Here is a 26,292-nt window from a genome sequence, read left to right on the forward strand (position 1 = left end):
AGGAGTGACGTTGCAACAACTCCGCTACGCTATCGAAATTGCAAATAGTGGCTCCATGAATGAGGCGGCAAAGAAGCTCTTTGTTTCTCAACCGAGCCTGTCCAATGCCATTAAAGAATTAGAAAGTGAACTGGGGATTACGATTTTTGAGCGGACCAACCGTGGAATCAGTATTTCCGTTGAGGGAATGGAATTCCTGGGTTATGCCCGCCAAATTATTGAACAGACGGAGCTTATGGAGAATCGTTATACGGGGAAAAAGCGTAGTCCGATCTATTTTTCCATCTCTACGCAGCACTACGCCTTTGTGGTTGACGCCTTTGTAAATCTCATGAAGCACAATGACGTCTCAGAATACAACTTTAGCTTGAGAGAGACGCAAACCTACGAGATTATCGAAGATGTACGTACCTTGCGCAGTGATTTAGGAATTCTTTATATTAACGAGAGTAACTATAAGCATATGAATAAACTGTTTAGTGATGGCAATCTGAAATTCACACCACTTTTTAATACCGATCCGCATCTTTATGTTCGAACTGGACATCCGCTGGCTCGTAAGGAAGTTATTACTCAGGATGATATTGTGCCATTCCCTTATATCACTTTTGAACAGGGGGAGAACAATTCACTGCACTTCTCAGAGGAAATGTTAAGCTTTTCACAAATTGAGAAGAATATTAAGGTGAATGACCGAGCGACACTGACCAATTTATTAATGGGTACGGATTGCTATACGGTAGGTACAGGAATTCTGGCGTCTGATCTAAATGGTGATGGACTGAAGACGATTCCTTTTGAGAGCAATGAAGTATTTACGGTTGGCTGGATAGCGCATAAAGATCGCAGACCGAGTGTAATGGCATCTAAGTATATCGAGATTTTGAATGACCTGGTTTCAGGAAGTTGTTTTGATCTAAATCATTTTTTACTATAGCAGTAGGAGGATCGGTATGATTAGACCCGTAATTGGCACCCAGAGAAATGCTCCACCCTTTCGCTACGATATCGTTGGCAGCTTCTTACGAACGGATGAGATAAAAGCAGCCCGCCTCCAATATGACAATGGTGAAATCACGGGCAGTCAGCTTCATGAAATTGAGAATATTGAAATCGCCAAACTACTGGATCTGCAAAAAGAAGTGGGGTTATTGGCGGTCACAGACGGAGAATTTCGCCGTTCCTGGTGGCATCTCGATTTCTTTGTAGGGATTAAAGGAACTGAGAAGATTAACTTAAATCAAGGAAGAGCGGAAGCGGCTCAGCGCGCGGAATCTTTTCGAATCGTGGACCGAATTGCCTTTGAAGATCATCCAATGATCGACCAATTTATCGCTTTGAAACAAATGGCCGGAGACCGAATTCCGAAAATGACGATCCCTTCACCCGCTTTATTTCACTTTGTGGAGGATTTTAACGGGAATGAAGTTTACCCGGATCAAGAAACCCTATTCCAAGATATTATTGCTGTTTACCGAACTGCAATCCAAGCGTTCTATGATGCAGGCTGCCGTTACCTCCAATTAGACGATACAACTTGGGGAACGCTGTGTAGTGGTAGACATCGGGCGCATTTACGAAGCAGAGGTACAGATCCAGATCAATTGGCTAGGGATTACGTTAGGCTGATTAACGAGAGCATTGCCAGTCGTCCAGATGATATGACGATTGCGCTTCACGTATGCCGAGGTAATTTCCGCTCCACATGGTTCGCAGCTGGTGGTTATGAGCCTGTGGCCGAAGAGCTTTTTTCGAATAGTAAAGTGGATGCTTTTTTCTTGGAGTATGATAATGAGCGGGCGGGCGATTTTGAGCCCTTACGTTTTATTAAAGATCAATTTGTGGTATTGGGACTAGTAACTACGAAACATGGTGGTCTTGAGAGCAAAGAGCAGCTCAAAGCGCGTATTGAAGAAGCGGCACAATATGTTGATATTGAGAAGCTTTGCTTAAGTACTCAATGTGGATTTGCTTCAACTGAGGAAGGAAATATCCTAACCGAAGAAGAGCAGTGGGATAAAATACGTCTCGTAATTGAAACAGCCCAAGAGGTTTGGGTATAAATAAAATAAGTTTTTAGAAGGCTCCTGTTTGATTCAGGGGCCTTTTTTATGCGTGTATTGTGACAGCTTAGAGGATTAACCTACCAGCGCACTTTACTAGAGCTATTAATCAAGGGTATAATAAGTAACAATTGTTTTTAATTCATGTTGAAAGAGAGCGGGAACAATATGGGTCGTAAGTGGAATAATATTAAGGAAAAGAAAGCCTCCAAAGACGCCAACACAAGTCGCGTCTATGCAAAGTTTGGTGTTGAGATTTATGTAGCAGCTAAGAAAGGTGAACCCGATCCAGAAGCAAACCGGGCCTTGAAGGTTGTATTAGAACGTGCAAAAACTTACAATGTACCAAAAGCCATTATTGACCGCGCAATGGATAAAGCCAAAGGCAGCGGTGATGAGAATTATGAAGAGCTTCGTTACGAAGGATTTGGACCTAACGGTTCGATGATCATCGTCGATGCACTTACGAATAACGTTAACCGTACAGCGCCTTTGATCCGTTCTACATTCAGTAAGAATGGCGGGAATATGGGTGTCAGCGGATCTGTAGCCTACATGTTTGACTCAACGGCTGTTATCGGTGTAGAAGGTAAAACTGCCGATGAAGTGATTGAGATGATGTTCGATGCAGAACTAGATGTACGTGATGTACTGGAAGAGGATGAAGCGGTTATCGTGTATGCTGAACCTGATCAGTTCCATGCCGTACAAGAAGTGTTCAGGAATGCAGGAATCACTGAATTTACGGTTGCTGAGCTGAACATGCTTCCACAGAACTATGTAACACTTCCTGAAGATGCACAAGCTCAATTCGAAAAATTGATTGATGCCTTAGAAGATTTAGAAGATGTTCAACAAGTGTATCATAACGTAGATTCTGAGGACTAAGAATAACATATAACAAGGCGATGGAGTTCGCCACAACCGTCTCTTCAGACTAATGACTCCTACCAGAGTGAGCTTCACTGGTAGGAGTCTGTTTTGTTGCCAGAGACTAATTTATATTGACTTTGGGAGTTGCTGTTATGAATCAATGGTCTGCACGATGGCATGAATTCGTGAAGAAAAGAAGTCATTTTGCACTTTGGAGTACATTTATCAAATGGATTGTACTCGGAAGTGTGGTTGGACTCTTATCGGGAACTGCCTCGGCTTTTTTTCTGAAAAGCTTAGACTATGTAACAGATGTACGTTTAGAGCATCCATGGCTACTTTATTTGCTGCCTCTTGGGGGAGTATTTGTTAGTTTCTTATATATACGTTACGGAAAAAACAGCGCTAAAGGAAATAACCTTATTATAGAACAAATTCAGGATGGTACAGAGACCATTCCATTACGTATGGCACCCTTAGTATTGTTAGGAACACTGGTCACTCACTTGTTTGGTGGATCTGCCGGACGGGAGGGAACAGCTGTACAAATGGGAGGAAGCCTCGCGGAGTGGTTTGGGAAATTAATCAAAATCAGCCTGTTAGATCGCAAAATACTGTTAATGTGCGGGATTAGCGGAGGCTTTGGTTCTATTTTCGGAACACCGCTGGCTGGAACCTTATTTGGTCTAGAGGTAGTAACCATTGGACTTATTAGCCAACAGGCATTACTTCCATGTTTTGTGGCTAGCTTTGTTGGTGATCTGGTCACCACTCGATTGTGGGGCGTTCATCATACTCACTATGTCGTGAATGAATTTCCAACCTTAAGTTTAATGATTATTCTAAAAGTGGTATTGGCCTCTGTAATTTTTGGTCTCGTGAGTATGCTTTTCAGTGAACTGACTCATTTTCTAAAAAGAATCTTCACCGCCATGATAAGCAATCCTATGATAAAAGGTGCAGTGGGTGGTTTGATTATCATAGCGTTAGTATTCCTTGTAGGGTCCCGTGATTACTTAGGCCTCGGAATTCCATTAATCAAGGATTCTTTTGAGGGAGATGTCTCTCCTTTCGCTTTTTTATGGAAGCTGATCTTTACCGCCTTTACCTTAGGAACAGGATTTCAGGGTGGTGAGGTTACTCCGCTATTTGCGATTGGATCCACATTAGGCAATGCTTTGGCTGGAATTTTACATGTATATGGACCGTTTCTGGCTGCTCTCGGATTCATTGCTGTCTTCTGTGGAGCTACCAGTACGCCTATCGCTTGCTTTTTAATGGGGATTGAGCTATTTGGTTCAGAGGGTGCTGTATACATGTTCATCGCTTGCGTGGTGAGTTATTTATTCTCCGGACATAGTAGTATTTATACTTCACAGCTTATTGGTGTATCGAAGAGCCAGTTCATTTCAATTCCTCAAGGGACTAGGATCGGTACGGTCAAACGCGCCAGCAAAAAATAACAGCACCTCTCGGATGGTGGTTGACAAGTGCGGGTACACGATTTAAAATGTAGCCAAACGAAGGGATGGTTTAACATGATTCATGTAGAAACTGTAAAGTTATATACCAGAGGCTGCTCCGAACAAACGGATACAAACGATGAAACGTTGTCCGGAGCTTAATCGAAAAGCGAATCGCTTTTTATATCATCGAAAGATAGCTAGGTCATTTTAGTGTGATTATTCATGCTTATTTGATTACGCCATCTTCCGATGTTAATGATTAAGAGGCTGTAGACAATTTTCGTCTACAGCCTTTTGTGTTATATTGCTCAGTTTCTACACTGACATTTATATGTTTGTGCCGTTCATTCGTGTACTGACAAGCAGAAGGCTTGCACCTAAGGGTGCAGTGTCTTCTGCTTTTTTTGCGTTCTTAATTAATTTTAGAAAAGAGGAATAGGAAATGAGTTTACTTGAGGTTTCTAATTTATCACATGCTTTTGGCGATAAGGTTCTATACAAGAATGTTTCTATGGAATTGTACAAGGGTGAGCATGTCGGTGTGATTGGCCAGAATGGAACGGGGAAAAGTACGTTTATTAGCATTTTGACAGGCGAAGTGATCCCGGATGATGGAATGATAAAGTGGCAGCCCAATATTACAATCGGTCATCTCGATCAATATGCTGTCATGGATGGAAACCGTACGGTTCATAATTATTTAAGACAGGCTTTCTCAGAATTATATGAACTAGAACGAAAAATAAATGAGCTCTATGAAGAGTGCGCTGTTACTGGCAACGAAACGTTATTACAAAAGGCAGCAGACTACCAGGAACGATTAGAAGCGTTAGACTATTATTCGATGGAGAGCAACATCAGTAAGATGGTTACCGGTCTAGGGATCAACGCGATTGGAATCGACCGTCCCATCGAGCAGTTAAGCGGGGGGCAACGGACGAAAGTCATTCTGGCCAAGCTTTTACTTGAACAACCTGATTTGTTATTACTCGATGAACCAACCAATTATCTGGATAAGGAACATGTTAACTGGCTCGCTGAGTATCTGATTGCATTCAATCAAGCGTTCATTGTAGTGTCTCACAACTATGCCTTTCTCGATAAAATATCCACTAGTATTTGCGATATTGAGGGCGAAACGATTAAAAAATACCACGGGAAATACTCGGATTTTGTGAAGCAGAAGGAACATTTACGAGAGAGTCATATCCGGCAATATCATGCACAGCAGAAAAAAATCGAAACCACTGAGCAATTCATTCGAAAAAACGGTGCAGGTGTTAATTCCAAAATTGCCCGTGGTCGCCAGAAACAGCTGGATAGAATGGAACGAATCGCTGCTCCGACATTTGTCTCCAAAGCGTCTATTCGCTTTAAGGAGCTTCCGTGCACGTCACAAGTAGCCCTAAAAGTGGATCACTTAGTCGTAGGTTACGATAAGCCTTTGTTGCCTAAATTGAAGTTCTCCATTCGCGGTGGACAAAAGCTCGTGATTACGGGGTTCAACGGAATCGGGAAATCAACTTTACTAAAGACGTTGGTTGGAGAGATCCAAGGGATTACCGGTAGGTTTCAGTTCGCAGAACAAGTTAAAGTGGGTTATTTCGAGCAAGATTTAACTTGGGAAGACGATACAATGACACCTATTCAGGTGATTTCAGCTTATGATCCCAAACTGACTGTAAAGGAAATACGTCGCTATCTAGCGCAGTGTGTTGTTAAAGATAACCTTGTAACACAGTCAATACGTACACTCAGCGGCGGGGAGCAATCAAAAGTTAAGCTGTGCCTATTACTGCTTTCAGAATACAACTTTCTAATCATGGATGAGCCGACCAATCACTTAGATGCTGAAACAAAAGATGCTTTACAGAAAGCTCTAATCCAATTTGGTGGAACTGTGATTCTTGTTTCTCATGAAGAACAATTTTATAAGGGATGGGTTGATCGTGTGCTCAACATAGGAGATGAGACCAGAAATAAAGGAGTTAAGTACTAATGCAAACCATGAATGATCATTGGAAAAGAAAAATAACCCTATTTCTAACAGCTCAAACCATATCTTTATTTGGATCTTCGCTTGTTCAATATGCGATTATTTGGTATATCACTCTAACAACTACCTCAGGGGTGATGATGACGATATCAACCGTCTGTGGATTTCTCCCGCAGATGGCCATCTCGCTGTTTGCTGGGGTATGGATCGACCGCTATAGTCGTAAAAAAATGATCATGCTAGCAGATGGTATGATTGCGATCGCTACACTTCTTCTCGCTGTGATGTTTTTGATGGGTTATAACAATATTTGGTTGCTATATTTAATTTTGCTGATCCGAGCAGCAGGTACGGGCATACAGGTTCCTGCTGTGAACGCACTTATACCTCAAATTGTTCCAAAAGATCAGCTTATGAAGGTAAACGGAGTAAACAGCAGTATTTCATCCTTGATGATGTTTCTGGCTCCAGCTGCAGGTGGCGTGATCCTGTCGATTAGTACCATTGAAACTGCCTTTTTTATCGATGTGATGACTGCAATTATTGGGATCGGTATGATGTGTATAATCGTTATTCCAGCTCACGCTAAAGTGGAAGATGGTCAGAAATCGAATGTACAAGACATTAAGGAAGGATTTAAGTATCTAAAGGATCATGCTTTTATTAAGCAATTACTAATCTATTTATTTGTCGTAATGATACTAATTAGTCCAGCCGCCTTCTTAACCCCTCTAATGGTGAGTCGATCCTTTGGTCCAGAAGTATGGAGATTGACCGCAAGTGAGATGACTTTCAGTGCTGGGGCGTTAGTTGGAGGGGTTCTAATCGCATCATGGGGCGGCTTTAAGTCTCGTATGCATACCAACATTTTAGCATGTGCTTTCTACGGTTTGCTGATGGTTGGACTTGGCGTCGCTCCTATGTTTGCAGTGTACCTATTGTTTAACTTGTTGATAGGCATAACGATGCCTTGCTTTAACGCTCCTTTGACAGTATTGTTGCAGCAGAATGTGGATCCGGATATGCAAGGTAGGGTATTTAGTCTTGTCCAAGTAACGAATTCATGTGCTTTGCCACTCGGGATGGTGCTGTTTGGTCCGTTAGCTGATAGAGTCCAAGTGGAGACAATTCTTTTACTCGCTGGTATTGCAGTGATTATGTGCGCTTTGTATGCAGTGATTAAACTTCTTGCCTTAGCAAAGGACTACGATTAACATGAAGTTATTCCAAATAAATACAAGGACAGTTTTAGAAATAGAAGGTGTAAGTTATATTTTGAACTTAAACTCAATGTTTAGATAACAGAGTGGGTCTTCAATACAATTGAAGATCTACTTTTTTTTGTATGAAGTGAGAGTTTTTCTGTTAGGGATCGTCTATAGAGTATCGTGCTTCAAGGAGGCTTAAGGGTGAAGGGACATGTACCGAAAGTTGAAAAAGAGGAAGAAAGGCAATGGATCCTAAACGTTCTGGATGGTCATAAGGAAGACTATTCGTATCTTGTGAATCGATATAAGAATAAAATCTATGGCCTTTTGAGAGGAATGGGGGCCGATCACCAAGACGCACAAGACATCACTCAGGAGACTTTTATAAAAGCTTATCGTAAGCTAGCCTCACATGATTTGAATAAAAATTTTGCGGCTTGGCTGTATACGATCGCGACTAATTTACTGAAGGATCTGTGGAAAAAAACTCGTCCTATAGCGAGCTTACCAGACGATCTTGCAGAACTTTCTCTTTCAGATAATCCAGAAGAAGAATTCATTCGATCGGAGCATCGCTCAGAGCTGCATCAGTTAATGCAGAAGCTACCACCTAATTATCGTACGACTTTGCTGCTTCGTTATACCAATGATTTAAGCTATGAAGAAATGTGTACGCTCTTAGAGGTCCCTTTAAGTAAGATCCAAAATGACCTTTATCGTGCAAAACAACGATTGAAACATATCATGACACACCAGGAGGTGAAGAGCGATGAAGTGCTTAAGTCCATTTGAGATCGAGCAATACATCCTAAGTACATCCACCTCCCGACCTTTTGAAAATGTTGATCATATCGCTGCTTGTGCCCATTGCAATTTAATCTATCATACACTATTAGAAGAACAAGAGGAGTGGTCGCAAGCGTTGTTTGAAGAGAAGCTGCCAGATTCTTTTACTGCTCAAGTTATGGCTTCAATAGAATTCGTAGAACTAGAGAAAGTAACGGTACCTGACAGGAAGCGAAAGAATCCGAAGATACTTAAGTCACTAAGAATAGCCATGGGAGCGGCTTTGTTACTTGTTGTTCTGAGTGCCGTGATTTTATATTCTGTGCCCACATTGGCAGATACTTTACGTTCTCTTTTTGTAAAAGATAATGTGGACATTGGCCTTCTACGTGCACAAGAATTTGGGTTAGTAGAACATCCTAATATTAAGGTGAAGGATAAGGGCTACACTATCAAAATAGATGAAGCGGTGGCAGATCCTACACGGGTAATTATTGCTTTACAGTTGTTCGGACCGGATGGAAAGCATGATAAAAAGCGGTTGGTCCTTAATGAAGGGAATAGTATTGCGATTAAAGATGATCAAGGAAAGATCGTAGGAGAATTATACGATATTGGATTTACCAACGATTTTTACTATATGATCGCTAATTTCTCGGAGCCACTGCAAACCGATCAAATTACAGTCGAAGGTCATATTGCTGAGTTGGGAAGCAAGGACAGAAATATTCCTGCACTTCAAGGCGATTGGAACTTTAGTTTTTCGATGGATATGACAAAAGCGAATGAACAAACAACCTCAACTCCCCTAACGGGTAGCTACACTTCTCCGGATGGTTTAACAGTCACCTTAAAAAAATTAACTCATATGGTACAAGGTGTCCGTTTTGAATTTGATACGGAGTTGAGTGATGAGGCGCTAAACCGTTCTCCAGGTGAATTATGGAAGCAGCAAGGGGTGAAGTTCCATTTTGAGGATAGCGCGGGTGAAGAGATTCACAGTGTTAATGCGAGGAAATTGCCGAGTAAGGATAGTGTAATGTCACGATCTTCAACACCCGGTGATAAACCTGGACTTATGCATTGGAGCTATACGTTTAAATATTTGCCTCAGGATACGCCGTATACTTTTGTGTTCGATGGGTATTTCATTCTAGAAAAGGATGGTTCGATGGTACAGTTTGAGCCATCCAAGTTGAAGGAGCATCCGATCCCCTTTGCATTTGATGGAGATGAGCTGATGTTAAATGATTTTACTGTGGAATCACCGCCTGATACCAATGGATCAACGAAGGAAGGTTCATTACATTTTAGCGGAAGATTGAGAAATGAATTTATGAACAGTGAGTGGATATTTAAGGATCTTGAGGGTAAAGAGTATCCTCTCTCAGGACGAGGAGCTTATTCTACTGATGGGTCCGGATGGAAGGATGGTTATATCGTAATCGTTGAATCCCAGTCAAATAACAAAAAGAATTTTTTTGAGTTCCGTGCTATTGGCCTTACTACGATCCCTGATCAGCTTCAATTAATACGCACGATAGTCAACCGATTGTACACTAATGTAGATTGGTCCGTTCCTATCATGGAAGCTAGCAAAAAGCAGTAAAATCAATCATTTACCTTCCGGAATGTACAAGCAGATAGGAGCTCTGTCGCATCTCATATACTATCACAATCGAAAAGAGGTGGTAGTTTATGACTGCTGCAGAGAAGAGAAGAATTCAAAGAGCTTTGAATGCTTTGCGTAAGCAAAGAGTGGTTCTGAAGGAAAGCCTTAAAAGAATTGAAGCGTTGCTTTGCAGATTGCCTATTGGCAGCCGTGAAAGATTTGAATTGTTAGCAGTAAGAGATTCAATCATTGAAGCGCTCCGACTCAATGCTATTGCTATACGAAATTTAAAAGATGTTACTTGTGCTTGTTAATTCGTTGAACTTCTGAACCTTCTGATCCTTGTATCAACGATCAAAGTAAAGCTTTTTCCTGTCACATTAGGAGGATACTGTTTTTCTTTCTTATTGATCTGACGGGTAACGATAGCTCAATAAACACGATAAGGCAGCCGGTCAGTCAATGTGATCGGCTGCCTTTATTCAGCAATCGGGCAGGATAGTTGAAGTTCAAACGCGGGAAAACGTATAATAAATAGGGTTTAACCCCTAAGATGACTCTTAGTTTTTTTATATGACTTAATACAACAATATTTACAAATTCATGATACGATATTGCTAAATCAGGAAATAGATGCTCTATATGTAAGATAGAATTAATTATTGATGGAACTGTTGAAGAGGATTCATAACAAAATGATTGATGATCAACCAAGGACGTTTACTGAAACTATTATGATTCTGTAGAATGGGGGCCACTATATGTCATTAGTTAATGAAAAAGAAGAGTGTTTACTTATCGAGACATTAAAATCGCATATACCAAATGTAGAGGAATTACTGAATCCAGCAGTCGAGGAATCAGAAATAAATCTTTTTGAGAGCATGATGAACTGCAAATTTCCAGAAGATTTTAGAAAGTTATACATGAATTCTAATGGAGAAGGAGAGCAGATTTTTGGCGTTATGGCTGGTCTTGGTTGGATGAACATTGAATCGATAGTAAGCAACTGGAAGTCCCTTTTGGAATCAGCATACGATATTATATCCAGCAAACCAGATATAATAAAAGATGGGAACTACAGAGAAGGCTGGATTCCTTTTGCCGAAGATGGTGGAGGCTCATATTTGGCAATTGATTTAGACCCCGGAGAAAAGGGCGTTTATGGGCAAATTATAACGATAGATCACAATTCTAGTTTTTCATATGTTATTGCGGAAAGTTTGGGACATTTCTTTGAATTTATTGATTCGAGCCTCAGAAATAGTAGTATTGGTATTCGTGAAGAAGATGATGTAATCATATTATCCCGTGAAAGTGGAAGTTTGTTGGATGATATTTTGGCTTTGACTAAAATGGATATCGAAGAGAACAGCCTTATCCCTGTAAGTGGATTTTGGGAAGAGTATTTTAAAGACGATGTTGAGAGTGGTTTTGTATCTTCAAAAACATTGAAAAAAAAGAGAATGGTATTTATTAGAGCTGATCAAGCTCAAAAATACGGAGCAATATCTTTGGATATTTTAACCCATATGGTTAATCTTAAAGAACTTATTATACATGCGGATGAAATTACTAATTTCGATGTACTTAAACGGTTGCCTTCTTTAGCAGAACTTGTGATAGGATCAGAAGCCTTTAAAGAGTCTGATTTGGAGTACTTAGTTTCTTTAGATGGGCTAAGGCAGCTAACATTAATAGGACTTCCATTAAAAGATATACATAAACTGAAAGATATAAAGAAATTAAAGAGTTTGAGATTATGTAGAATGAACTCAATTGATAGGGGATTAATAGGAACTATAAAAAATTTGAAGGAACTAAGTTTAGAAGAAATGGAGGTTGGCGACCTGCTTTATATTTCAAACCTTAGTAAGTTAATAAAACTAGAGCTCAAACAAGTGACTATACCACATTTATCATTCTTAAAAGGTTTAAAGAATCTAACGTTTTTTGAGACGGATAGCTGTGCAATAGATGAATCACATATAGAGGTTATAGGAGAATTGAAGAAATTAAAGCAATTCACTTATCCGGTTGGAGATTTAACAATACTCAAAAATTGTATAAGTCTAAAGCAGATTGGAGTAGATGCATCAAGACTTAAAGGGTTGGAGGAAATTTCAGACTGTAATATAGTCGATATAACTATATTTCATGCAACATCGAAAGAGAACGCAAAGTCCGTAGTCGCGGAGTTTAATAAATACTTTAAACTTCAGTCATATGGATGGCAGGTAACATGGAAAGATTAATGAAACTTGCCTACACTGAGCTTTATCATAATAGGGCGGAATTTTTATAAAAGAAAGGAGACTAGCCATATTGGTTAGTCTCCTTTCTTTTTGCTGTTAGACCAACTTGACAGAGGTCTATATTTCGATTGGTCGAAAAATGATAAGGGCTTGGTAATACTTCATTTAATAAAAGCCTCACTGATACCTAATAAAATACTATAAAGGAAATGGAAGACGGGACAGAGGGGCCTTTTTTGCGAAACAAGAAATAATATACATGGGTCTGTGAAGTTTACAATTGTAATCTAATCATTGAACGTCTAGCATTAAGTATAATGGAACGACGCATTAAGCAGATAAGGCGTACTACGGGTTGTTTATATTATCCTCGCATAATTTTTTCGAAATGGAGAGTTTATGAAAAAGACTATTGTTTGTGTAATAACGATACTTATAGTATTCTCAGGATTCGCAACACAAGGTTATGCGTCGTTGTCAGATACGCAATCTGTGGCAATACAGGCGTTGTTGGATGATGCCCATCGCATATCAGGTGTGCCGGGAATGTCAATCTCAATACTTGCTGATGATGAAGTGTTCTACTTTTCTTCCGGGTATGCAGACCGTGAAAGTGGATTGTCTGCAAGTGAAAATACACTATATGAGTTGGCCTCGGTCAGTAAAGCTTTTACCGGCATGGGTATTCTGCTGTTGGAGGAGCAAGGGCTGCTGTCAATGACTGACACTGTCCAAAAATATTTACCTTGGTTTACGTTAAAATATCAAGGCAAACCTGTTGATATGCAAAGCCTTACACTCAATAACTTTCTTCACCATACTAGCGGCCTAACAAATAGTAGGCATTCTCAAAATATTCCACAAGGCAATACACCAGATTTGCTGCAAAAGACTGTGGAAATGCTGGTAGATGCTGAGTTGGCGTTCCCTACCGGTGAACAGTATAGCTATGGAACCGTTAATTATGACGTATTGGGTTTGGTTATTGAGATTGTGTCGGGACAAAGCTATGAAGACTTTATGAGGGAACAGGTATTTCAGCCGTTAGGTCTTCACCAGACGTATGTTTATAAAGAAGATGCTCAAGACACCGGACAGTTGGCACAGGGCTACCGTTCTTCCTTTTTTATGACAACTCCATATAACGCACCGGATTATTCCGGGAATAAACCCGCTGGCTACATCATTTCTTGTACAAAAGATATGGCGCGTTGGATGGGCATACAGATGGGTATTGTGCAGGACATACCCGAAATATTCCATACGGTTATCGAAAAGTCACATCAGGGCGATATGTCTGTTCCGGCAGTCAACGAAATGTATTATGCAGCGGGCTGGTCGGTAAACGCCAACCAAACGATTATAGAACACCCAGGGGGCAATCCCAATTTCGGAACCGAAGTGGCCATACTGCCAAATGAACGAACAGCCGTCTGCTTGCTGACCAACGGCGCAAATATCAATAGAAGCATGGTACTAAAAGTTAAAGATATATTAGACGGCAATCTAACGCAGTCATATGAAATAAGCGGCACACAGCTTTTGGACATCATTTTATCGTCTATCACAATTATTCTTTGCCTATTGGCTGTTCTGTTCTTTATCTTAGGATTACGCAGAAGGAAAACGAATGAGCGGCATCCAATTACAAAAAAGCGAATAATCGTAACAGCTATTTTGCTGATTGCTACGATTGCCCTGTGTATAATGTGCTGTGTATTAGATTGGTCAACGATACTTATTTGGCAAACATATAGTGTTCTTACAGCTTTGATTTCGTCGGCATTATTAACAGCAAGCATTACATGGTTTGTATACACCCACCGATATAATGCCTCGCTCCGAAAATAAGCATTTTGTTCGTTCGCTTATTGGTAAAATGCGTATAGCGTATTTGGTTTGGTACAGCGGAAAGTAGAGTTACGAAATAGTGAGAAAGAATTGATTTAACGCCAGATTCACCTCAATATAACCATTTAAAGTTCAAGCAGAGATACCACTTGAACTTTTCTTTTGTTGAATTCTTTGAACAATACTTGGTGATTCTCAATCTACATACTGGTAGTAAAGCTCAATGTTACTATACATCGGATTTGTTGGGTTTCCTTTCATTACCGGAATCTTGTGATCCGAGTATATCCGGCGTCGAAGACTTGTCTACCGCTTCTAGCACTTGACGAGGCGTTTTAGTACCTGCTATGATTTCTTGAATATCTTTCCTAGATTTGAGAAAGCAGGGCCAGCAACGCCCCAATTATTAACAAGGTACATGACATTGCCGCCTTGAAAGCGTCTTGAAGTAACCCCTTTCAAAAAAAGAGGAACCTCCTTTATTATCGACCCGTTGAATTACAAGCGATAGCGGATACATGAAGGATGTAATCTCAAATCTCATACATTAAAAGAGACAGTATTGAGGAGTATTCGTATGGAACATAAATTAACCTTAATTAATGTTTTTGCCGGCATAAATTCAGAGGAAGCAGTCTTTGAAGAGCTTCCTGCAGAATGCATAAGCGATAAAATATTCAAATTATGTGCATCTCCTGGGCTGGCTCTAGGGCTTGCGAAAGGAGATACAATAAAACTCCATCCCAATGGAGAGTTTGAATTAATAAAACATGGTGGAAATTTCTGCATTCAAATTTACAAAGAGGAGCTTGTTAAAGAAAAGATAGAGATAGCTGAATCTATAGTCAAACGAGAGCTTTCCGGTTCTTTAGATGGATTTCATAATGGCTCGCTTGCCTTCACCGCGCCCATCAGGAATGGATTTCATGCCACCAATAAGGTTTTCAATGTAATTAGAGATTTATTAGAATCGGAGTACTATTACTCTAATATTTACGAATATCCATATAACTTTGACGATGAAGAGTTAGTTAGCTGGGCTAGAGATCTGGATTAATCGCTTCAAAATATCAGTTCTCCGGCATCATACACTATCTCTGGGCCACATTTTTCAATATGATCTCCAATCCTGATCCTGAGTCAAAAAAATAACGTGTAATCATAATATACCCAAAAGCTCAAGAGTTGCAGGAGGCAGATATGGTAGATGAAAGGCATCTTGTTTATTTCAAAGAACTTCTGGAAGGAAATGCTGAAATTTCTTTTAAGGCATACCTTTCAAATAATGAAGATTTCTTGCGCAAGCAATTTTCTCCGGCGAGATTTGCAAGACTGAAGTTCAAGTCAATTGATGAAATAATAAAGATTCTTGACGAAGAGAATGTATCCTACAGCATTAATGATCATGCCGTAAGAAACGAAAAATATTTAGCAACCTTTCACCTGGATGCCTTGAATGAACAAGGTAGGCTTAAGGAAGGATTCAAAGACACCCTATTCAAAGGAACTGTTCACAACTTTAAAACCAAGGGGGAAGAAGCAGTCTTAACCCTCTATAAATACATCGAATACCCTAAAAAAATCAATAACAAAAAAAATATAGAAAAACTCCAAGACATCGAATGTTTCGCCGAATTGGAATTATCCTTAGGGGATGAAAGTCTTGGCTTATTTTTACTAAAGGCTCTAGCCTCTATTGAGCGTCAGCTTTCCGAAGTAGATGATATTGTCCTTAAAGCTCAAGAAGCAGTCATGAAGCACCATTCATCGAAAAGAGATTAATAACTTCTTAATTGGAGAGATTTGCCTTTTCAATTACTGAAATGGCAGGCTGCGAACGATGAAGGAGGACAATGATACCAGCCCAAATTCTAAACCAAAAAACCAATATTGAAAAAAGGTGATGGATGTGCAAATCAATAAAGAGTCATGCCGAGGGATCATTCTGGAATTCGACATTAGGAGAACAATTATTCTCAATTTATATATTAAAGAATGGTCTATGCCAGAATATAGAGTCATAATGACAAAACCGGAGATTGGCGTATATATTGAGTTATATTATTTTCCATCAATTGACGTTAATAATCCTGCAAGATTCGCAACAGTCGGCCTATCTAATTCCATTCGGAAAACTGGAAAACCTATTGAGAATGAATGGATGATAGCTTTAAAACCCGATTTGGGACAAGAAAACATTGATCGCATATTCTCATATTTCTGTGACATAATTGCCCATAATATTGAACATATCCAATCTTCGGAAGTACCACGAGTAATGACTGAGAGCGCACTCGCACCAGAAAATTGGACTACAAAAGCCCTTTTGATTGATGAACTAAGAGGAGAAAGTGAGGATTTAGAACAAATAAAAATAGGTGAAGAAATAATTAATGTCTTGTGGGTAGTACCAATTACCCCCAAAGAATCGCGTATAATTTTACAAGAAGGCATAGATGCTTTTGATGCTTACATAGATAATCATCACTATTCCATAATTGATCCCACTCGTCCTGATTAATAAGAGCAGTTCAATATCATTCGCACTAAACCAACCATACCCCCACAGGTGGGTCCTTGGCTCGCGAACCACGTTGTGGAAATTCAAACCATGTCTACGGTGGTGCCATAAAGTCCAAATGACACTGTGAAGCGCTTGCTCGGCTAGGGCATTATTTTCCTTGAACAGGGGTAATGGTTCTAGAGTATGACAGCGGAATTCTTGGATGAGAGTACAGGATTACTGATGTACAAGGTAGAAGACAACTGAAAGTAGAACAAAAGAGTGAATTCCTTCCAAAAGCGCCGCAAGGCGTTTTTCATTGTGCAGTTTGTCTTAGAAATCCGATATGATACTATAAGCTTAATGTGCCGAAAACGTATAAAAGAGAGGGATACATATATGACCAACAAACTATACTACAATTCTACATACCTTACTGATTGGAAGACCTGTATTACTGAAAATATAGAACGTGAAGATGGACTCTATGTTATTTTGGAGGAGACCGCTTTTTATCCGCATGGCGGTGGGCAACCTTGTGATTTAGGGACTATTGGGGATATCCCGGTACTTGATGTAATCAGTGAGGAAGATCTTGTCCTGCATAAGCTGGAACGTCTGCCTGATGATTTATCCGTCACTTGTCAAATCGATTGGAAGAGAAGATTTGATCATATGCAGCAGCATAGTGGACAACACTTGCTCTCAGCCATCTGTCTCGATTTGTACCAGTTTATGACTCTAAGCTTTCATTTGGGTGAGGATTATTGCACCATTGATATAGAAGCGCCAGAACTGTCGCCTAAACAACTTCATTCCATAGAGTGGGAGGTTAATCGGCAGATTTACCAGAACCATAGTATCCTGAGCTATTTTGTAACGGGGGAAGAGGCTTCACAGCTTAAATTGGTCAAACAACCTAAAGTGACGGAAAATATCCGGATTGTAGAAATTAAAGATGTTGAATATAACGCTTGCGGTGGTACGCATGTATCTTCAACAGGTGAGATTGGTATAATTAAGCTTCTGAAAGCGGAGAAACAAAAAGGCAATACGCGGATCTATTTTAAATGTGGATACCGTGCTTTGGAGGAGTTTAATAGCAGTCTGCAAATTGTTGGAGCTCTATCTTCCAAATTCAATACGGGAAAAGATGAAATTATCAATCGCATTGAAAAATGGGAGAATGAACAAAAGCAGCTGCAAGCTGAAATTACCCTACTTAAAGAGAAGAATGATGATTATGTCGTACAGGAGCTTTTAGCACAGCAAGAAGGAAAGCCGATCTCAAAAGTGTTCGAGGATAAATCGCTGAAAGATTTACAAAGTTTAGCTAACAAGCTTACCGCGAAATGCGATGTTCCGGTTTTATTGGCTAGTTCTGCTGAGAATAAGGTTGTATTTGCACAGAATGGCAGCGCGGAGGTCTCCTGTGGAGCTTTTTTCAAAGAGCATCTTAGTACCTACAATGGAAAAGGCGGAGGCAGTGATAAATTAGCGCAAGCTGGATTCCCAACATGGGAGGACGCTTTGGCGTTTTATGAGTTTGCTAGAAGTTAAGATTACTTTGTAAAAGACAGAAGACCTGACTGCGGTAATCTACCGTGGATCAGGTCTTTTTGTAATGCTTAAAGCGAAACAAGAAACTTTTTCCAAATTCTGTCGTCTAATTACATATGACTATAGAGTCAAGGGAGACGAAAAGAAATGAACAAATGGAAGGTAACGCTAGGAATCTTGACTGTTTTGATTTTAAGTACGGGGTATGGATCGGTATCAGCCCAAGCAGAAAACCAAATTCAATTCAACTATAAAGAAATCGGAATCAGCAGTAAACAGGTGATCACGGAGAATATAACTTTTGTACCCCTGAAATCACTCGCAGACGCTATGGGGTATACATTATCTTGGGATCAACCATCCAAAACGGCCAAACTGGTTCGTCCTGAGCGTGAGGTTAACTTCACGGCTGGTACTGTAAAGTCAAAAGTAAATGAGGCCGTGGTGACTTTAACAAAATCCCCACGTATTATAAAAGGCTCGGTGTACGTTCCATTGGTCTCAGCGGTCAGTGTACTTGGAGGTAAAGCGGGGCTTAATAAAACGGATGGGGTTATCCAAATTATAGATGAAGCTAGATTGGTTTCTGCTTCTGTAGATGGAAGATCCTATTGGATATCTCAAAAAAACGGCGATTTGTATTACCGTGCAACGGAAACTGGGAAACCAGTAATTATTGGTCGACTACCTTTTAAGGAATCTGCGTACAACTACGCTTTTGAGATTGAAAAAATGGGCAATGGTACGGACTTACTCCAGTTAACGGACAATCATTATGCCATGTTCACCGATTTTAATAGCAGTTATCAAGTATTGGTCAAAGCGGGCACTATTCTCAAGCAAATGGACTATCATTACAATAACTCGGCTTATATCCATGCACCACAAGTGCCTTCCACTCAGGTGTATATGACCGATGGGAAGAACGTTCAATATATTACTAAGGATGGCGGTTTGGGCAAGTTATTTGAGATGGAAAAGTTAACAGGAGCAACCGGAGATTTCATAGTGGAGTATGCTGCGGAAGACGTTGTGCTCGTTCGTTTATTAGATACGACACACTTATATTTAGTTTATAGCAACACCGGTAAAATCATCAATCTCTATGAAAAACTAATTACTAGTGAGGATCGTAAGGAATGGGATAGAGTAAATGATGGCAGAGATCCATATGTATTGACCAGAATGTTAGTGTTGAAGAGTCGCAAAGGGAATGTAATGACATTCACCTATACTCCAATCCTTGAGGAAAAAGCAAAAACAGTGACATTTACACTTCAATCCAAATAATTTCAATCACTTTTATGTAATAAGCAAAAAGAGAGCGATGCTTAAAATCGCTCTTTTTTGCATTTTGGATTATTTCATCATCATCGTACTTCCACCTTTAATATGAACAGGTTGATCATTTACGGATACCCAAACATCAATAGCTGAGTTGTTACGGATGACCGTTTTGTCAGCACTCATCTTCAGTGAATATAGCGCATCAACATAATCATAAATCTCTATATTGGTAGCGTACCAAATATCCGAATGTCCACCTGCTTGTTGGCAAAAGGATTCGATAAGCTCCCAATTGTTCTGCTGTGCAAATTCATAACTATGACCCCAAACATAACAGAGTCTCAGTTTTTGGGATGGCCCTTCCGTTGTAAATCGCTCCCATACGTGATGCAGATCTTCTATGTGATGACATGTTGGATGCCACTCCATGAAATTCAAAGGCATATCAAACTGTTTGGTAGAATGGACAGTTCGGCTATATTCAATCCCAACAGACTGTAGAGGAGCAATGATTTCCTGAGAGTATGTACCGTATGGATAGGACATGCCTCGTACCGGATAATCCACTAGTTTCTCCAGTCGCTTACGGTCTTCGAACAGCTCATCGATTACCATAGGTAAAGGTAGACGCTCTAGATGTGGATGGGTAACGGAATGGGCAGATACCTCATGGTTTCTGAGCGAATGTTTAACATCAGCGGATGATAAGAATCCGGGTGCGTTTATCATTGCGCTATTTAAATGGAAAGTACCTTTAATCCCATATTGATCAAAAATCTCCGCCAAGCGAATATCGTGTTTCTGTCCGTCATCATAGCTCATGGTGAGCGCCTTGGGCAATCCGCCCGGGAATAAGTTAAATTGAAGTTTCATGAATGTACACTCCTGTTCGTTTGGTCATTTCGAAAATTACCTCTTCCAATTATAAACATTAAACGTTATAATCGGTTTCCACGTCTAAACAATGAAAGTGTTTACAGAATGGAATACACTTATAAGGAGAGATGCTGCCTGCCTGACTTTCTCTATGTTGTAAAACTATTATATGTGAAAGACAGAAGAAACTCACTTTTATATTTTATCACTAACTTACTGAGTGCCCCAATCCTTTTTGCAGAATTATTCACAACGAAATATGTGGTTGACCTCATTCAGAACTTCAATCCTAACACCTACCAACATATCTTGTTATTAGTAAGTTTGCTTATGGTAATGTTATATCTCGCGGGCCTTAATAGTTCTCTTCGAGCCATTTCTATCACCAATTTAACATCCACCAGTATATATGAACTGGAACATAGCATTTTGGAAAAGACTTCTAAATTATCTACGGCACTTTTGGAGGACCCCGCTACAAAAAACTAAAAGAGAAAAAGCAAAACGACTTTCCTTGATTGATCTGTTAGACCAATGGACAGGTGTGACAGTTCACCTAATAACATTAGTTGTGTTAATGGTTGTCTTATCTGTTTATGACTTCTATATTCTGGCTTTGATTATTTTAGGGGTGCAGATTCTACAGCTTTATTTTATGAAGCGAATGTCACAGAAAGTAGAGTCCATTTCAGCGAATCAAACCTCCTCTGTGCGAATGATCAACTATTTAGTCGATTTGTTGATTAACAGAAATTCCATTCCGGAAGTAAGAATGTACAGAATGTCCTCCTATTTGTTTTCCTCAATGAAAGAGAGCTTTACGAATAACTTCAAACAAATGCACCGTAAGGTTATTTATTCTGAAACCCTCAACTTCTCCCAAAGTCTAATCATGATCTTATTAAATGGGACAACGATTGCCATTTTGGCGATCACGATTGGAAGTAGCGGACAGAGCGCTGGGCTTTTTGTGTTATTACTTCAGATATCCAGTCAATTATTCATTGTTATTCCTGCATTAACAAGAGTTTACGCTGACTTGGCGAAGAGTCGTTTGCGTTACGAGGATTATACTTCTTATTTAGATTTGGAAGAGCAAGTGCTTAGAGATCAGGAGGTGAATTCCAATAGGAACACCGATCCGATGAAGGTCCAAGTTCATCAGCTGTTTTTTAGATATCCGACCAACGCTAAGAACACCCTGAGTAATATAAACATGACTATTCATCCAGGTGATCGAATTGCTTTTGTAGGTGAGAATGGCTCGGGTAAATCTACGCTTGTTAAGTTGATCTTAGGGTTGTATCCTGCAACAGCTGGAAACATCCAGTGGTTTAAAGGTGAGAATGAAGTCTTAGCGCATAACGTGACACAGGATACCAGAGTTGTTTTTCAGGATTTCATTAAGTTACAAAGACCAATTAGAGAAAACATTGCATTAGGTAATATGGCTACTATTCATGACGAGTCAAGATTATTAGCCGCGATGAAAAAAGCAGAAGCCGATAATTATGGTGTTCGATTGGATACTTTAGTAGGTCCTCAGTTTGGAGGGATAGATTTGTCTGGGGGACAATGGCAAAGACTAGCGATTGCTCGAGCCTATCTCAATGACGGCGCTCTTATGATTTTTGATGAGCCGACTGCTGCCCTGGATCCTTATGTGGAACAACAGGCGTTTGATACCTTTATGAAATTAGGAGAGCAGCGGACCTCCATTATTGTGACTCACCGGCTGTATATGTCCAAATTCGTCGATAGAATTTTTCTGTTTGAGCATGGAGAAATCGTGGAAAGTGGAACGCATGAAGAATTAATGAGGGTGGATGGTAAATACAAAAAGATGTTTAATCGCCAGTCCTCTTTATATGTATAAGAAAGGAGAAATCCATGCTGAGGCCTGACATCACTAATCTTGTACTGATACTCGTGAGAATGGTTAGAAAAAGTCCGATGATCTCAACAATCACTATCATAGTCCCTATAATCAGTGGATTATTAAGTTTTTATTCTTACGTTGTCCAAGTGAATATCATTAACGGTGTGGCTCGCGGTGTTATGACGCTGCTCCCTATTCTATGGTTTGTTGTGATTCATGGCGTACAGGCTTGTTCATTAAGCATAACCAACATGATGAAGAATCGAATGAATGCGGAACTAACCCTCGTTTTTCAATCCGAACTGATAGATATTGCAAACCGGGTTGATTTTAAGGATTTTGATGATGAAGAGTTTGGAAACAAGCTGCAAAGAGCTAAAACCGTAGTTGGAGAAGATCTTGAGGGGATTACAGGTTTTTTGGTATCGAGTGTAGGGATTATCTCAGGACTAATAAGCATCATCTGGTTGTCGGCGACAAGTGGTTATTTCTTGGTCACATTCGTGGTAACACTAATGATCGTGACTACCTTATCCATTCGATTATTTACGGAAATTAAAGTGAGAAGAACAGGAAGAGAACTCACCTTCGATGGAAGAATGGGAGACTATCTTGCTAACACTTTGGAAGACCCTAATGCGATTCGAGAAATGCGAATTTATAATTCCATCTCTTATTTTACAAATCTCTGGGCAATGCTTATGAAGAAGCAGCATAATAAAAGATTTAGCGCCAGAAAATTCGAGATCAAAACAGGGATGGTCGTGGCTATGGTCCAGACGAGTGCTATCTTTGTAGTTCTAGTGTACCTGTTAAACAAAATGGGGGAGTCTAATACAGTTACAATTGGAACAATTTCTGTGTTATTTCTGGCGCTGTTATCGAGTGGTGGTAAAATTATGAGTTTGACCTGGCCATTAAGCAAGCTTTACATCAGCAGTAGCAAATTATATGACTTAAATGAAGTACTTACATATAAGAACAGTGATTTTGGCAAAAATAACATAAATAATTCGACTGATTCTATGCTCCCAATTACCGTTTCAAATGTCTATTTTAAATACGCCAAATCGAACAAGAATGTCTTATCTAACATCAATATGACCATAAAGCCGGGTGAGAAAATAGCGATCGTCGGGGAAAATGGAGCAGGGAAATCTACGTTGATTAAAATGTTATTAGGTCAATATAGACCAAGCTCCGGAACGATTTGCTGGAAGGATCATTTAGAACCTCACGGTAAGGTGTCCGTTGTATTTCAGAATGCTGTGAAGTTTGAACTGACACTAAGAGAAAATATCCTATTGGGCGATGCGAATACACCTTCGGATGATGCTAAAATACTAAGGGTTCTAGAACAATGTGAGCTGATAGATTTGCTCCATGAATTAGGCGGATTAGATGTGAATTTGGGGCAAATAGTAGAAGGAAGCAGGCAGCTATCAGGGGGACAATGGCAAAAGCTGGCGATTGCGCGCGCGTTATACAATGATGCTGAGCTTATAGTATTCGATGAACCTACTTCTGCAATTGACCCAAATGCCGAGATGGAGATCTATACGAAATTATTAGAAATCTGCCAAGATAAAGCAGCTATTTTTATTTCACATCGCTTGGGTTGGGCGAAGAATGTTGATACGATCTATGTTATGTATCATGGAGAAATTGCTGAAGTAGGAGATCATCAAGACTTAGTACATCACAATGGCATTTATGCAAACATGTACGCTTTACAATCCTCTTGGTATAAGTAGCTTATTAGATGTGATTACGGTAGATATAAGATGGCATATTCTCCTTAACTATACTCATGAGGTTTACTAAAAAAATCCACAACAAATTTCTGAAATTGTATAGCCGCTTGTGATAAAAAGTGTTTTCTGCTCCAAGCGATGCCAAAAGTGCGCTGACAAAGCGGATCGGTTATTTTCAATTGAACGATTTCTGTGTTTTTACTTCTCCTACTTAAGGCTAAAGGGAGAGTAAAGGTGATACCCAGCCCCATCTCAACTAAGGTTTGAACGGCACTTACTTCTTCGAGCTCGAAAGCAATTAGCGGTTCAAATCCAGCTTGACGGCAAAATGCATCTGTAATTTCACGGAAATTAGATCTAGAAGACAAAGAAATGAAATTCTCACCAGCAGCCTCAATCAAAGAAATACTCTCTCGATTGGCAAAACGATGATTCTTCGGCACACTTAAACATAATTCCTCTTCTGCTAAGGTAAACCATTCGATGTCTGGTCCGGTGACAGGTGTCGAAGATATGCAAAAATCAATCACCGCACTCTCCAGATCGTTTCTCATTTCTAATGCTGAGCCAAGCTGACGCTGAATGATCCGAACGTGCGGGTGAAGGGTAAGAAACTCTTTTAGTAAAGTGGGCAATACATACGGTAGTGTTACTGCTATAGATATTACTCCATGTTCAAGTCCAGCCATATCCGTGAGCTCATGCTGACCTTCATCCAGTTCCAGAAATGCTTGCTCCACACGACGAAGATATGTTTTTCCGAATTCGTTCAATTTTAAATTTCTGCCTTGGCGTTCGAATAAGGGAACACCTAAGGTTTTCTCTAAACGTTGGATGGAATTGCTAAGTGAGGGTTGAGATACTTTTAATTCTTTGGCGGCATTAGTCATGTGCTCAAGACGAGCAACTACACGGAAATATTGAAGCTGAAGGAATTCCATAACATTGACCTCTCTTTATTCATAACTCTAATGTGATATATCCATCATATAATATGTATTTTACTTAATTAATTTTCGGTCCTATACTATTGTAACATATAAAAAGATATAGGTAGGATGGAGAGAGTCTACTGTGATTAGAGAGAAGATATGGACCCGGAATTTTATTGTTGTTTGTTTGAGTAGTTTTTTTATGTTTCTGACCTTTTACATTCTGGCGACTGCATTCCCGTTATACGTGAAGGAAAGCTTGCACGGGAATCAGCAGCAAATGGGGTTAGCCATTACCATCTATGTCCTCGGAGGTGTATTGATCCGTCCTTTTTCAGGACAATGGGTTGATAAATTCGGTAAAAAGAAAATGGCGGTTATTGGGCTAGTCTTATTTCTACTCGCCTGTATAGGGTACTTCGGAGCTAATGGAATTGTATTGTTTCTGGTGATTCGTTTCATTCACGGTATGAGTTATGCGGTTGCCTCGACAGCGACAAGTACAATAGCTTCCACGTTAATCCCTTTCTCACGCCAAGGAGAAGGTATCGGTTATTTCAGTATGTTTATGAGCATTGCGATGGTCATTGGACCAGCTTTGGGTCTTTTTCTATGGAAAGATGAGAACATTCATGTATTGCTGTTAGGTGTATGTGTGATTGCTGCGCTTTCGCTGTTATTCACATTAGGCGTTCGTATGCCCAAAGAAGAGAAGGATACGGTTAAAGAAGCCGTTAAGGAACCTGTGAAGATCCGAAAGGGTCTTCGCTGGAGTGACGTCATTGAACCCAAAGCACTGCCCATCTCGCTTGTTGGATTTACGCTTGCGTTCTCCTATAGTTCTTTATCTGGTTTTATCGCTTCTTTTACAAAAGAAATTAACCAATCACAGCTTACTGGTTATTTTTTTGTGGCCTTTGCGATTATGATTGTGCTGTTTCGACCGCTAATCGGTAAAGTATTCGATAAATATAATGAACATATTCTCATTTATCCCGGAGTTCTGATCTTCGCTGTAGGTCTGCTTAGCTTAAGTCAAGCTAAATCCGGATTCATGCTGATGTTCTCAGGCATCATCATGGGGGTTGGGTATGGCGCACTTATGCCATGCTTTCAGACGCTTGCACTTAAATTAGCCGATAAAGAACGTAGAGGAAGCGCCAATGGAACCTTTTTCTTGTTATTTGATTTGGGGTATGGAGCGGGTTCTTATATTATGGGTGTAGTTGCTTCTTATACAGATTACCGTATGATGTACGAAGTTGCAGGGTTGGTGACGCTTATCTCAGTTGCTGTATACTATTTGCTTCATCACCTTCCTCAATCTAAGCTTCGCGTTCAAAAATCTAAAGCTGACGTTGCATAAATGTATACGTTCAGCTGTATGATAT

At 39.9% G+C, this 26,292-nt stretch carries 21 protein-coding genes and 1 riboswitch; of the genes, 19 read left to right on the top strand and 2 right to left on the bottom strand.

All coding sequences use genetic code 11. The annotated features are described in order from the left end of the window. The first annotated feature begins 4 nt into the window (after positions 1–4). The 16 genes from MHI27_RS14385 to MHI27_RS14460 all read left to right on the top strand — a co-directional run bounded on the left by MHI27_RS14385 (position 5) and on the right by MHI27_RS14460 (position 19,463). Positions 5–937 carry a LysR family transcriptional regulator gene (locus MHI27_RS14385; protein ID WP_405176556.1) on the top strand — a complete coding sequence of 311 codons (933 nt, stop codon included), beginning with the start codon at positions 5–7 and terminating at the stop codon, positions 935–937. A 16-nt stretch (positions 938–953) separates the two neighbouring features. Continuing rightward, on the top strand, positions 954–2,063 hold the full coding sequence (locus tag MHI27_RS14390; RefSeq protein ID WP_405176557.1) for a 5-methyltetrahydropteroyltriglutamate--homocysteine S-methyltransferase: 1,110 nt from the start codon (positions 954–956) through the stop codon (positions 2,061–2,063). Between the two features lie 168 nt (positions 2,064–2,231). Then, positions 2,232–2,951, top strand: a complete 720-nt coding sequence (locus MHI27_RS14395; protein WP_042187963.1) for a YebC/PmpR family DNA-binding transcriptional regulator — start codon at positions 2,232–2,234, stop codon at positions 2,949–2,951. Positions 2,952–2,958: 7 nt separating this feature from the next. After that, a riboswitch (Fluoride riboswitch) is annotated at positions 2,959–3,020 on the top strand. A 68-nt stretch (positions 3,021–3,088) separates the two neighbouring features. Further along, entirely contained in the window at positions 3,089–4,399 is a 1,311-nt protein-coding gene (locus tag MHI27_RS14400; protein WP_405176558.1) for a voltage-gated chloride channel family protein, read from the top strand. 445 nt (positions 4,400–4,844) lie between these two features. Next, on the top strand, positions 4,845–6,401 hold the full coding sequence (locus MHI27_RS14405; protein ID WP_405176559.1) for an ABC-F family ATP-binding cassette domain-containing protein: 1,557 nt from the start codon (positions 4,845–4,847) through the stop codon (positions 6,399–6,401). Positions 6,402–6,409: 8 nt separating this feature from the next. Further along, entirely contained in the window at positions 6,410–7,612 is a 1,203-nt protein-coding gene (locus MHI27_RS14410) for an MFS transporter (protein WP_405176742.1), read from the top strand. Between the two features lie 195 nt (positions 7,613–7,807). Next, positions 7,808–8,398, top strand: a complete 591-nt coding sequence (locus tag MHI27_RS14415) for an RNA polymerase sigma factor (RefSeq protein ID WP_405176560.1) — start codon at positions 7,808–7,810, stop codon at positions 8,396–8,398. Beyond that, positions 8,376–10,001 (top strand): DUF4179 domain-containing protein, encoded by a 1,626-nt coding sequence (locus MHI27_RS14420; protein ID WP_405176561.1) that lies wholly within the window; start codon positions 8,376–8,378, stop codon positions 9,999–10,001. The genes MHI27_RS14415 and MHI27_RS14420 overlap by 23 nt, the downstream gene beginning before the upstream one ends. Positions 10,002–10,090: 89 nt before the next feature. Then, a complete protein-coding gene (locus MHI27_RS14425; protein WP_076285799.1) occupies positions 10,091–10,318 on the top strand; it encodes a hypothetical protein in 228 nt (75 codons plus the stop codon). A 447-nt stretch (positions 10,319–10,765) separates the two neighbouring features. Further along, the gene (locus tag MHI27_RS14430) at positions 10,766–12,259 is read left to right on the top strand and encodes an SMI1/KNR4 family protein (protein WP_405176562.1); all 1,494 of its coding nucleotides are present in this window, start codon (positions 10,766–10,768) and stop codon (positions 12,257–12,259) included. Between the two features lie 399 nt (positions 12,260–12,658). After that, the gene (locus MHI27_RS14435; RefSeq protein WP_405176563.1) at positions 12,659–14,110 is read left to right on the top strand and encodes a serine hydrolase domain-containing protein; all 1,452 of its coding nucleotides are present in this window, start codon (positions 12,659–12,661) and stop codon (positions 14,108–14,110) included. A gap of 577 nt (positions 14,111–14,687) precedes the next feature. Continuing rightward, positions 14,688–15,167, top strand: coding sequence for a DUF4265 domain-containing protein (locus MHI27_RS14440; protein WP_405176564.1), 480 nt, complete (start codon positions 14,688–14,690; stop codon positions 15,165–15,167). Between the two features lie 143 nt (positions 15,168–15,310). Beyond that, positions 15,311–15,892 carry a hypothetical protein gene (locus tag MHI27_RS14445; protein ID WP_405176565.1) on the top strand — a complete coding sequence of 194 codons (582 nt, stop codon included), beginning with the start codon at positions 15,311–15,313 and terminating at the stop codon, positions 15,890–15,892. A 127-nt stretch (positions 15,893–16,019) separates the two neighbouring features. Beyond that, positions 16,020–16,631 carry a suppressor of fused domain protein gene (locus tag MHI27_RS14450; RefSeq protein WP_405176566.1) on the top strand — a complete coding sequence of 204 codons (612 nt, stop codon included), beginning with the start codon at positions 16,020–16,022 and terminating at the stop codon, positions 16,629–16,631. A 381-nt stretch (positions 16,632–17,012) separates the two neighbouring features. After that, the gene (locus MHI27_RS14455; RefSeq protein WP_405176567.1) at positions 17,013–18,173 is read left to right on the top strand and encodes an alanyl-tRNA editing protein; all 1,161 of its coding nucleotides are present in this window, start codon (positions 17,013–17,015) and stop codon (positions 18,171–18,173) included. Between the two features lie 147 nt (positions 18,174–18,320). After that, a complete protein-coding gene (locus MHI27_RS14460; protein ID WP_379421677.1) occupies positions 18,321–19,463 on the top strand; it encodes a copper amine oxidase N-terminal domain-containing protein in 1,143 nt (380 codons plus the stop codon). Between the two features lie 69 nt (positions 19,464–19,532). On the opposite strand, the gene MHI27_RS14465 is transcribed toward MHI27_RS14460, so the two are convergent. Beyond that, the gene (locus MHI27_RS14465; protein WP_405176568.1) at positions 19,533–20,333 is read right to left on the bottom strand and encodes a polysaccharide deacetylase family protein; all 801 of its coding nucleotides are present in this window, start codon (positions 20,331–20,333) and stop codon (positions 19,533–19,535) included. Positions 20,334–20,850: 517 nt separating this feature from the next. Between MHI27_RS14465 and MHI27_RS14470 the strand changes: the two genes are divergently transcribed. Together MHI27_RS14470 and MHI27_RS14475 are read left to right on the top strand one after the other, a co-directional pair. Next, on the top strand, positions 20,851–22,212 hold the full coding sequence (locus MHI27_RS14470; RefSeq protein ID WP_405176569.1) for an ATP-binding cassette domain-containing protein: 1,362 nt from the start codon (positions 20,851–20,853) through the stop codon (positions 22,210–22,212). A 14-nt stretch (positions 22,213–22,226) separates the two neighbouring features. Continuing rightward, positions 22,227–23,969, top strand: a complete 1,743-nt coding sequence (locus MHI27_RS14475; protein ID WP_405176570.1) for an ABC transporter ATP-binding protein — start codon at positions 22,227–22,229, stop codon at positions 23,967–23,969. A gap of 44 nt (positions 23,970–24,013) precedes the next feature. Here MHI27_RS14475 and MHI27_RS14480 read toward each other — a convergent pair whose 3' ends face one another. Then, positions 24,014–24,910 (bottom strand): LysR family transcriptional regulator, encoded by an 897-nt coding sequence (locus tag MHI27_RS14480; RefSeq protein ID WP_405176571.1) that lies wholly within the window; start codon positions 24,908–24,910, stop codon positions 24,014–24,016. Between the two features lie 133 nt (positions 24,911–25,043). On the opposite strand from MHI27_RS14480, the gene MHI27_RS14485 reads away from it, so the two are divergent. After that, positions 25,044–26,267 (top strand): MFS transporter, encoded by a 1,224-nt coding sequence (locus MHI27_RS14485; RefSeq protein ID WP_405176572.1) that lies wholly within the window; start codon positions 25,044–25,046, stop codon positions 26,265–26,267. Positions 26,268–26,292: the final 25 nt, after the last annotated feature.

This window comes from Paenibacillus sp. FSL H8-0261, from assembly GCF_045040645.1.
Classification (GTDB): domain Bacteria; phylum Bacillota; class Bacilli; order Paenibacillales; family Paenibacillaceae; genus Paenibacillus_AQ.

Bases quoted from the DNA above. Each gene is read 5' to 3' on its own strand.
- MHI27_RS14465 (WP_405176568.1), bottom strand. From the start codon at position 20,333: ATGAAACTTCAATTTAACTTATTCCCGGGCGGATTGCCCAAGGCGCTC.
- MHI27_RS14460 (WP_379421677.1), top strand. From the start codon at position 18,321: ATGAACAAATGGAAGGTAACGCTAGGAATCTTGACTGTTTTGATTTTA.
- MHI27_RS14455 (WP_405176567.1), top strand. From the start codon at position 17,013: ATGACCAACAAACTATACTACAATTCTACATACCTTACTGATTGGAAG.
- MHI27_RS14395 (WP_042187963.1), top strand. From the start codon at position 2,232: ATGGGTCGTAAGTGGAATAATATTAAGGAAAAGAAAGCCTCCAAAGAC.
- MHI27_RS14480 (WP_405176571.1), bottom strand. From the start codon at position 24,910: ATGGAATTCCTTCAGCTTCAATATTTCCGTGTAGTTGCTCGTCTTGAG.
- MHI27_RS14425 (WP_076285799.1), top strand. From the start codon at position 10,091: ATGACTGCTGCAGAGAAGAGAAGAATTCAAAGAGCTTTGAATGCTTTG.
- MHI27_RS14430 (WP_405176562.1), top strand. From the start codon at position 10,766: ATGTCATTAGTTAATGAAAAAGAAGAGTGTTTACTTATCGAGACATTA.
- MHI27_RS14400 (WP_405176558.1), top strand. From the start codon at position 3,089: ATGAATCAATGGTCTGCACGATGGCATGAATTCGTGAAGAAAAGAAGT.
- MHI27_RS14435 (WP_405176563.1), top strand. From the start codon at position 12,659: ATGAAAAAGACTATTGTTTGTGTAATAACGATACTTATAGTATTCTCA.
- MHI27_RS14440 (WP_405176564.1), top strand. From the start codon at position 14,688: ATGGAACATAAATTAACCTTAATTAATGTTTTTGCCGGCATAAATTCA.
- MHI27_RS14390 (WP_405176557.1), top strand. From the start codon at position 954: ATGATTAGACCCGTAATTGGCACCCAGAGAAATGCTCCACCCTTTCGC.
- MHI27_RS14405 (WP_405176559.1), top strand. From the start codon at position 4,845: ATGAGTTTACTTGAGGTTTCTAATTTATCACATGCTTTTGGCGATAAG.
- MHI27_RS14475 (WP_405176570.1), top strand. From the start codon at position 22,227: ATGCTGAGGCCTGACATCACTAATCTTGTACTGATACTCGTGAGAATG.
- MHI27_RS14410 (WP_405176742.1), top strand. From the start codon at position 6,410: ATGAATGATCATTGGAAAAGAAAAATAACCCTATTTCTAACAGCTCAA.
- MHI27_RS14420 (WP_405176561.1), top strand. From the start codon at position 8,376: ATGAAGTGCTTAAGTCCATTTGAGATCGAGCAATACATCCTAAGTACA.
- MHI27_RS14445 (WP_405176565.1), top strand. From the start codon at position 15,311: ATGGTAGATGAAAGGCATCTTGTTTATTTCAAAGAACTTCTGGAAGGA.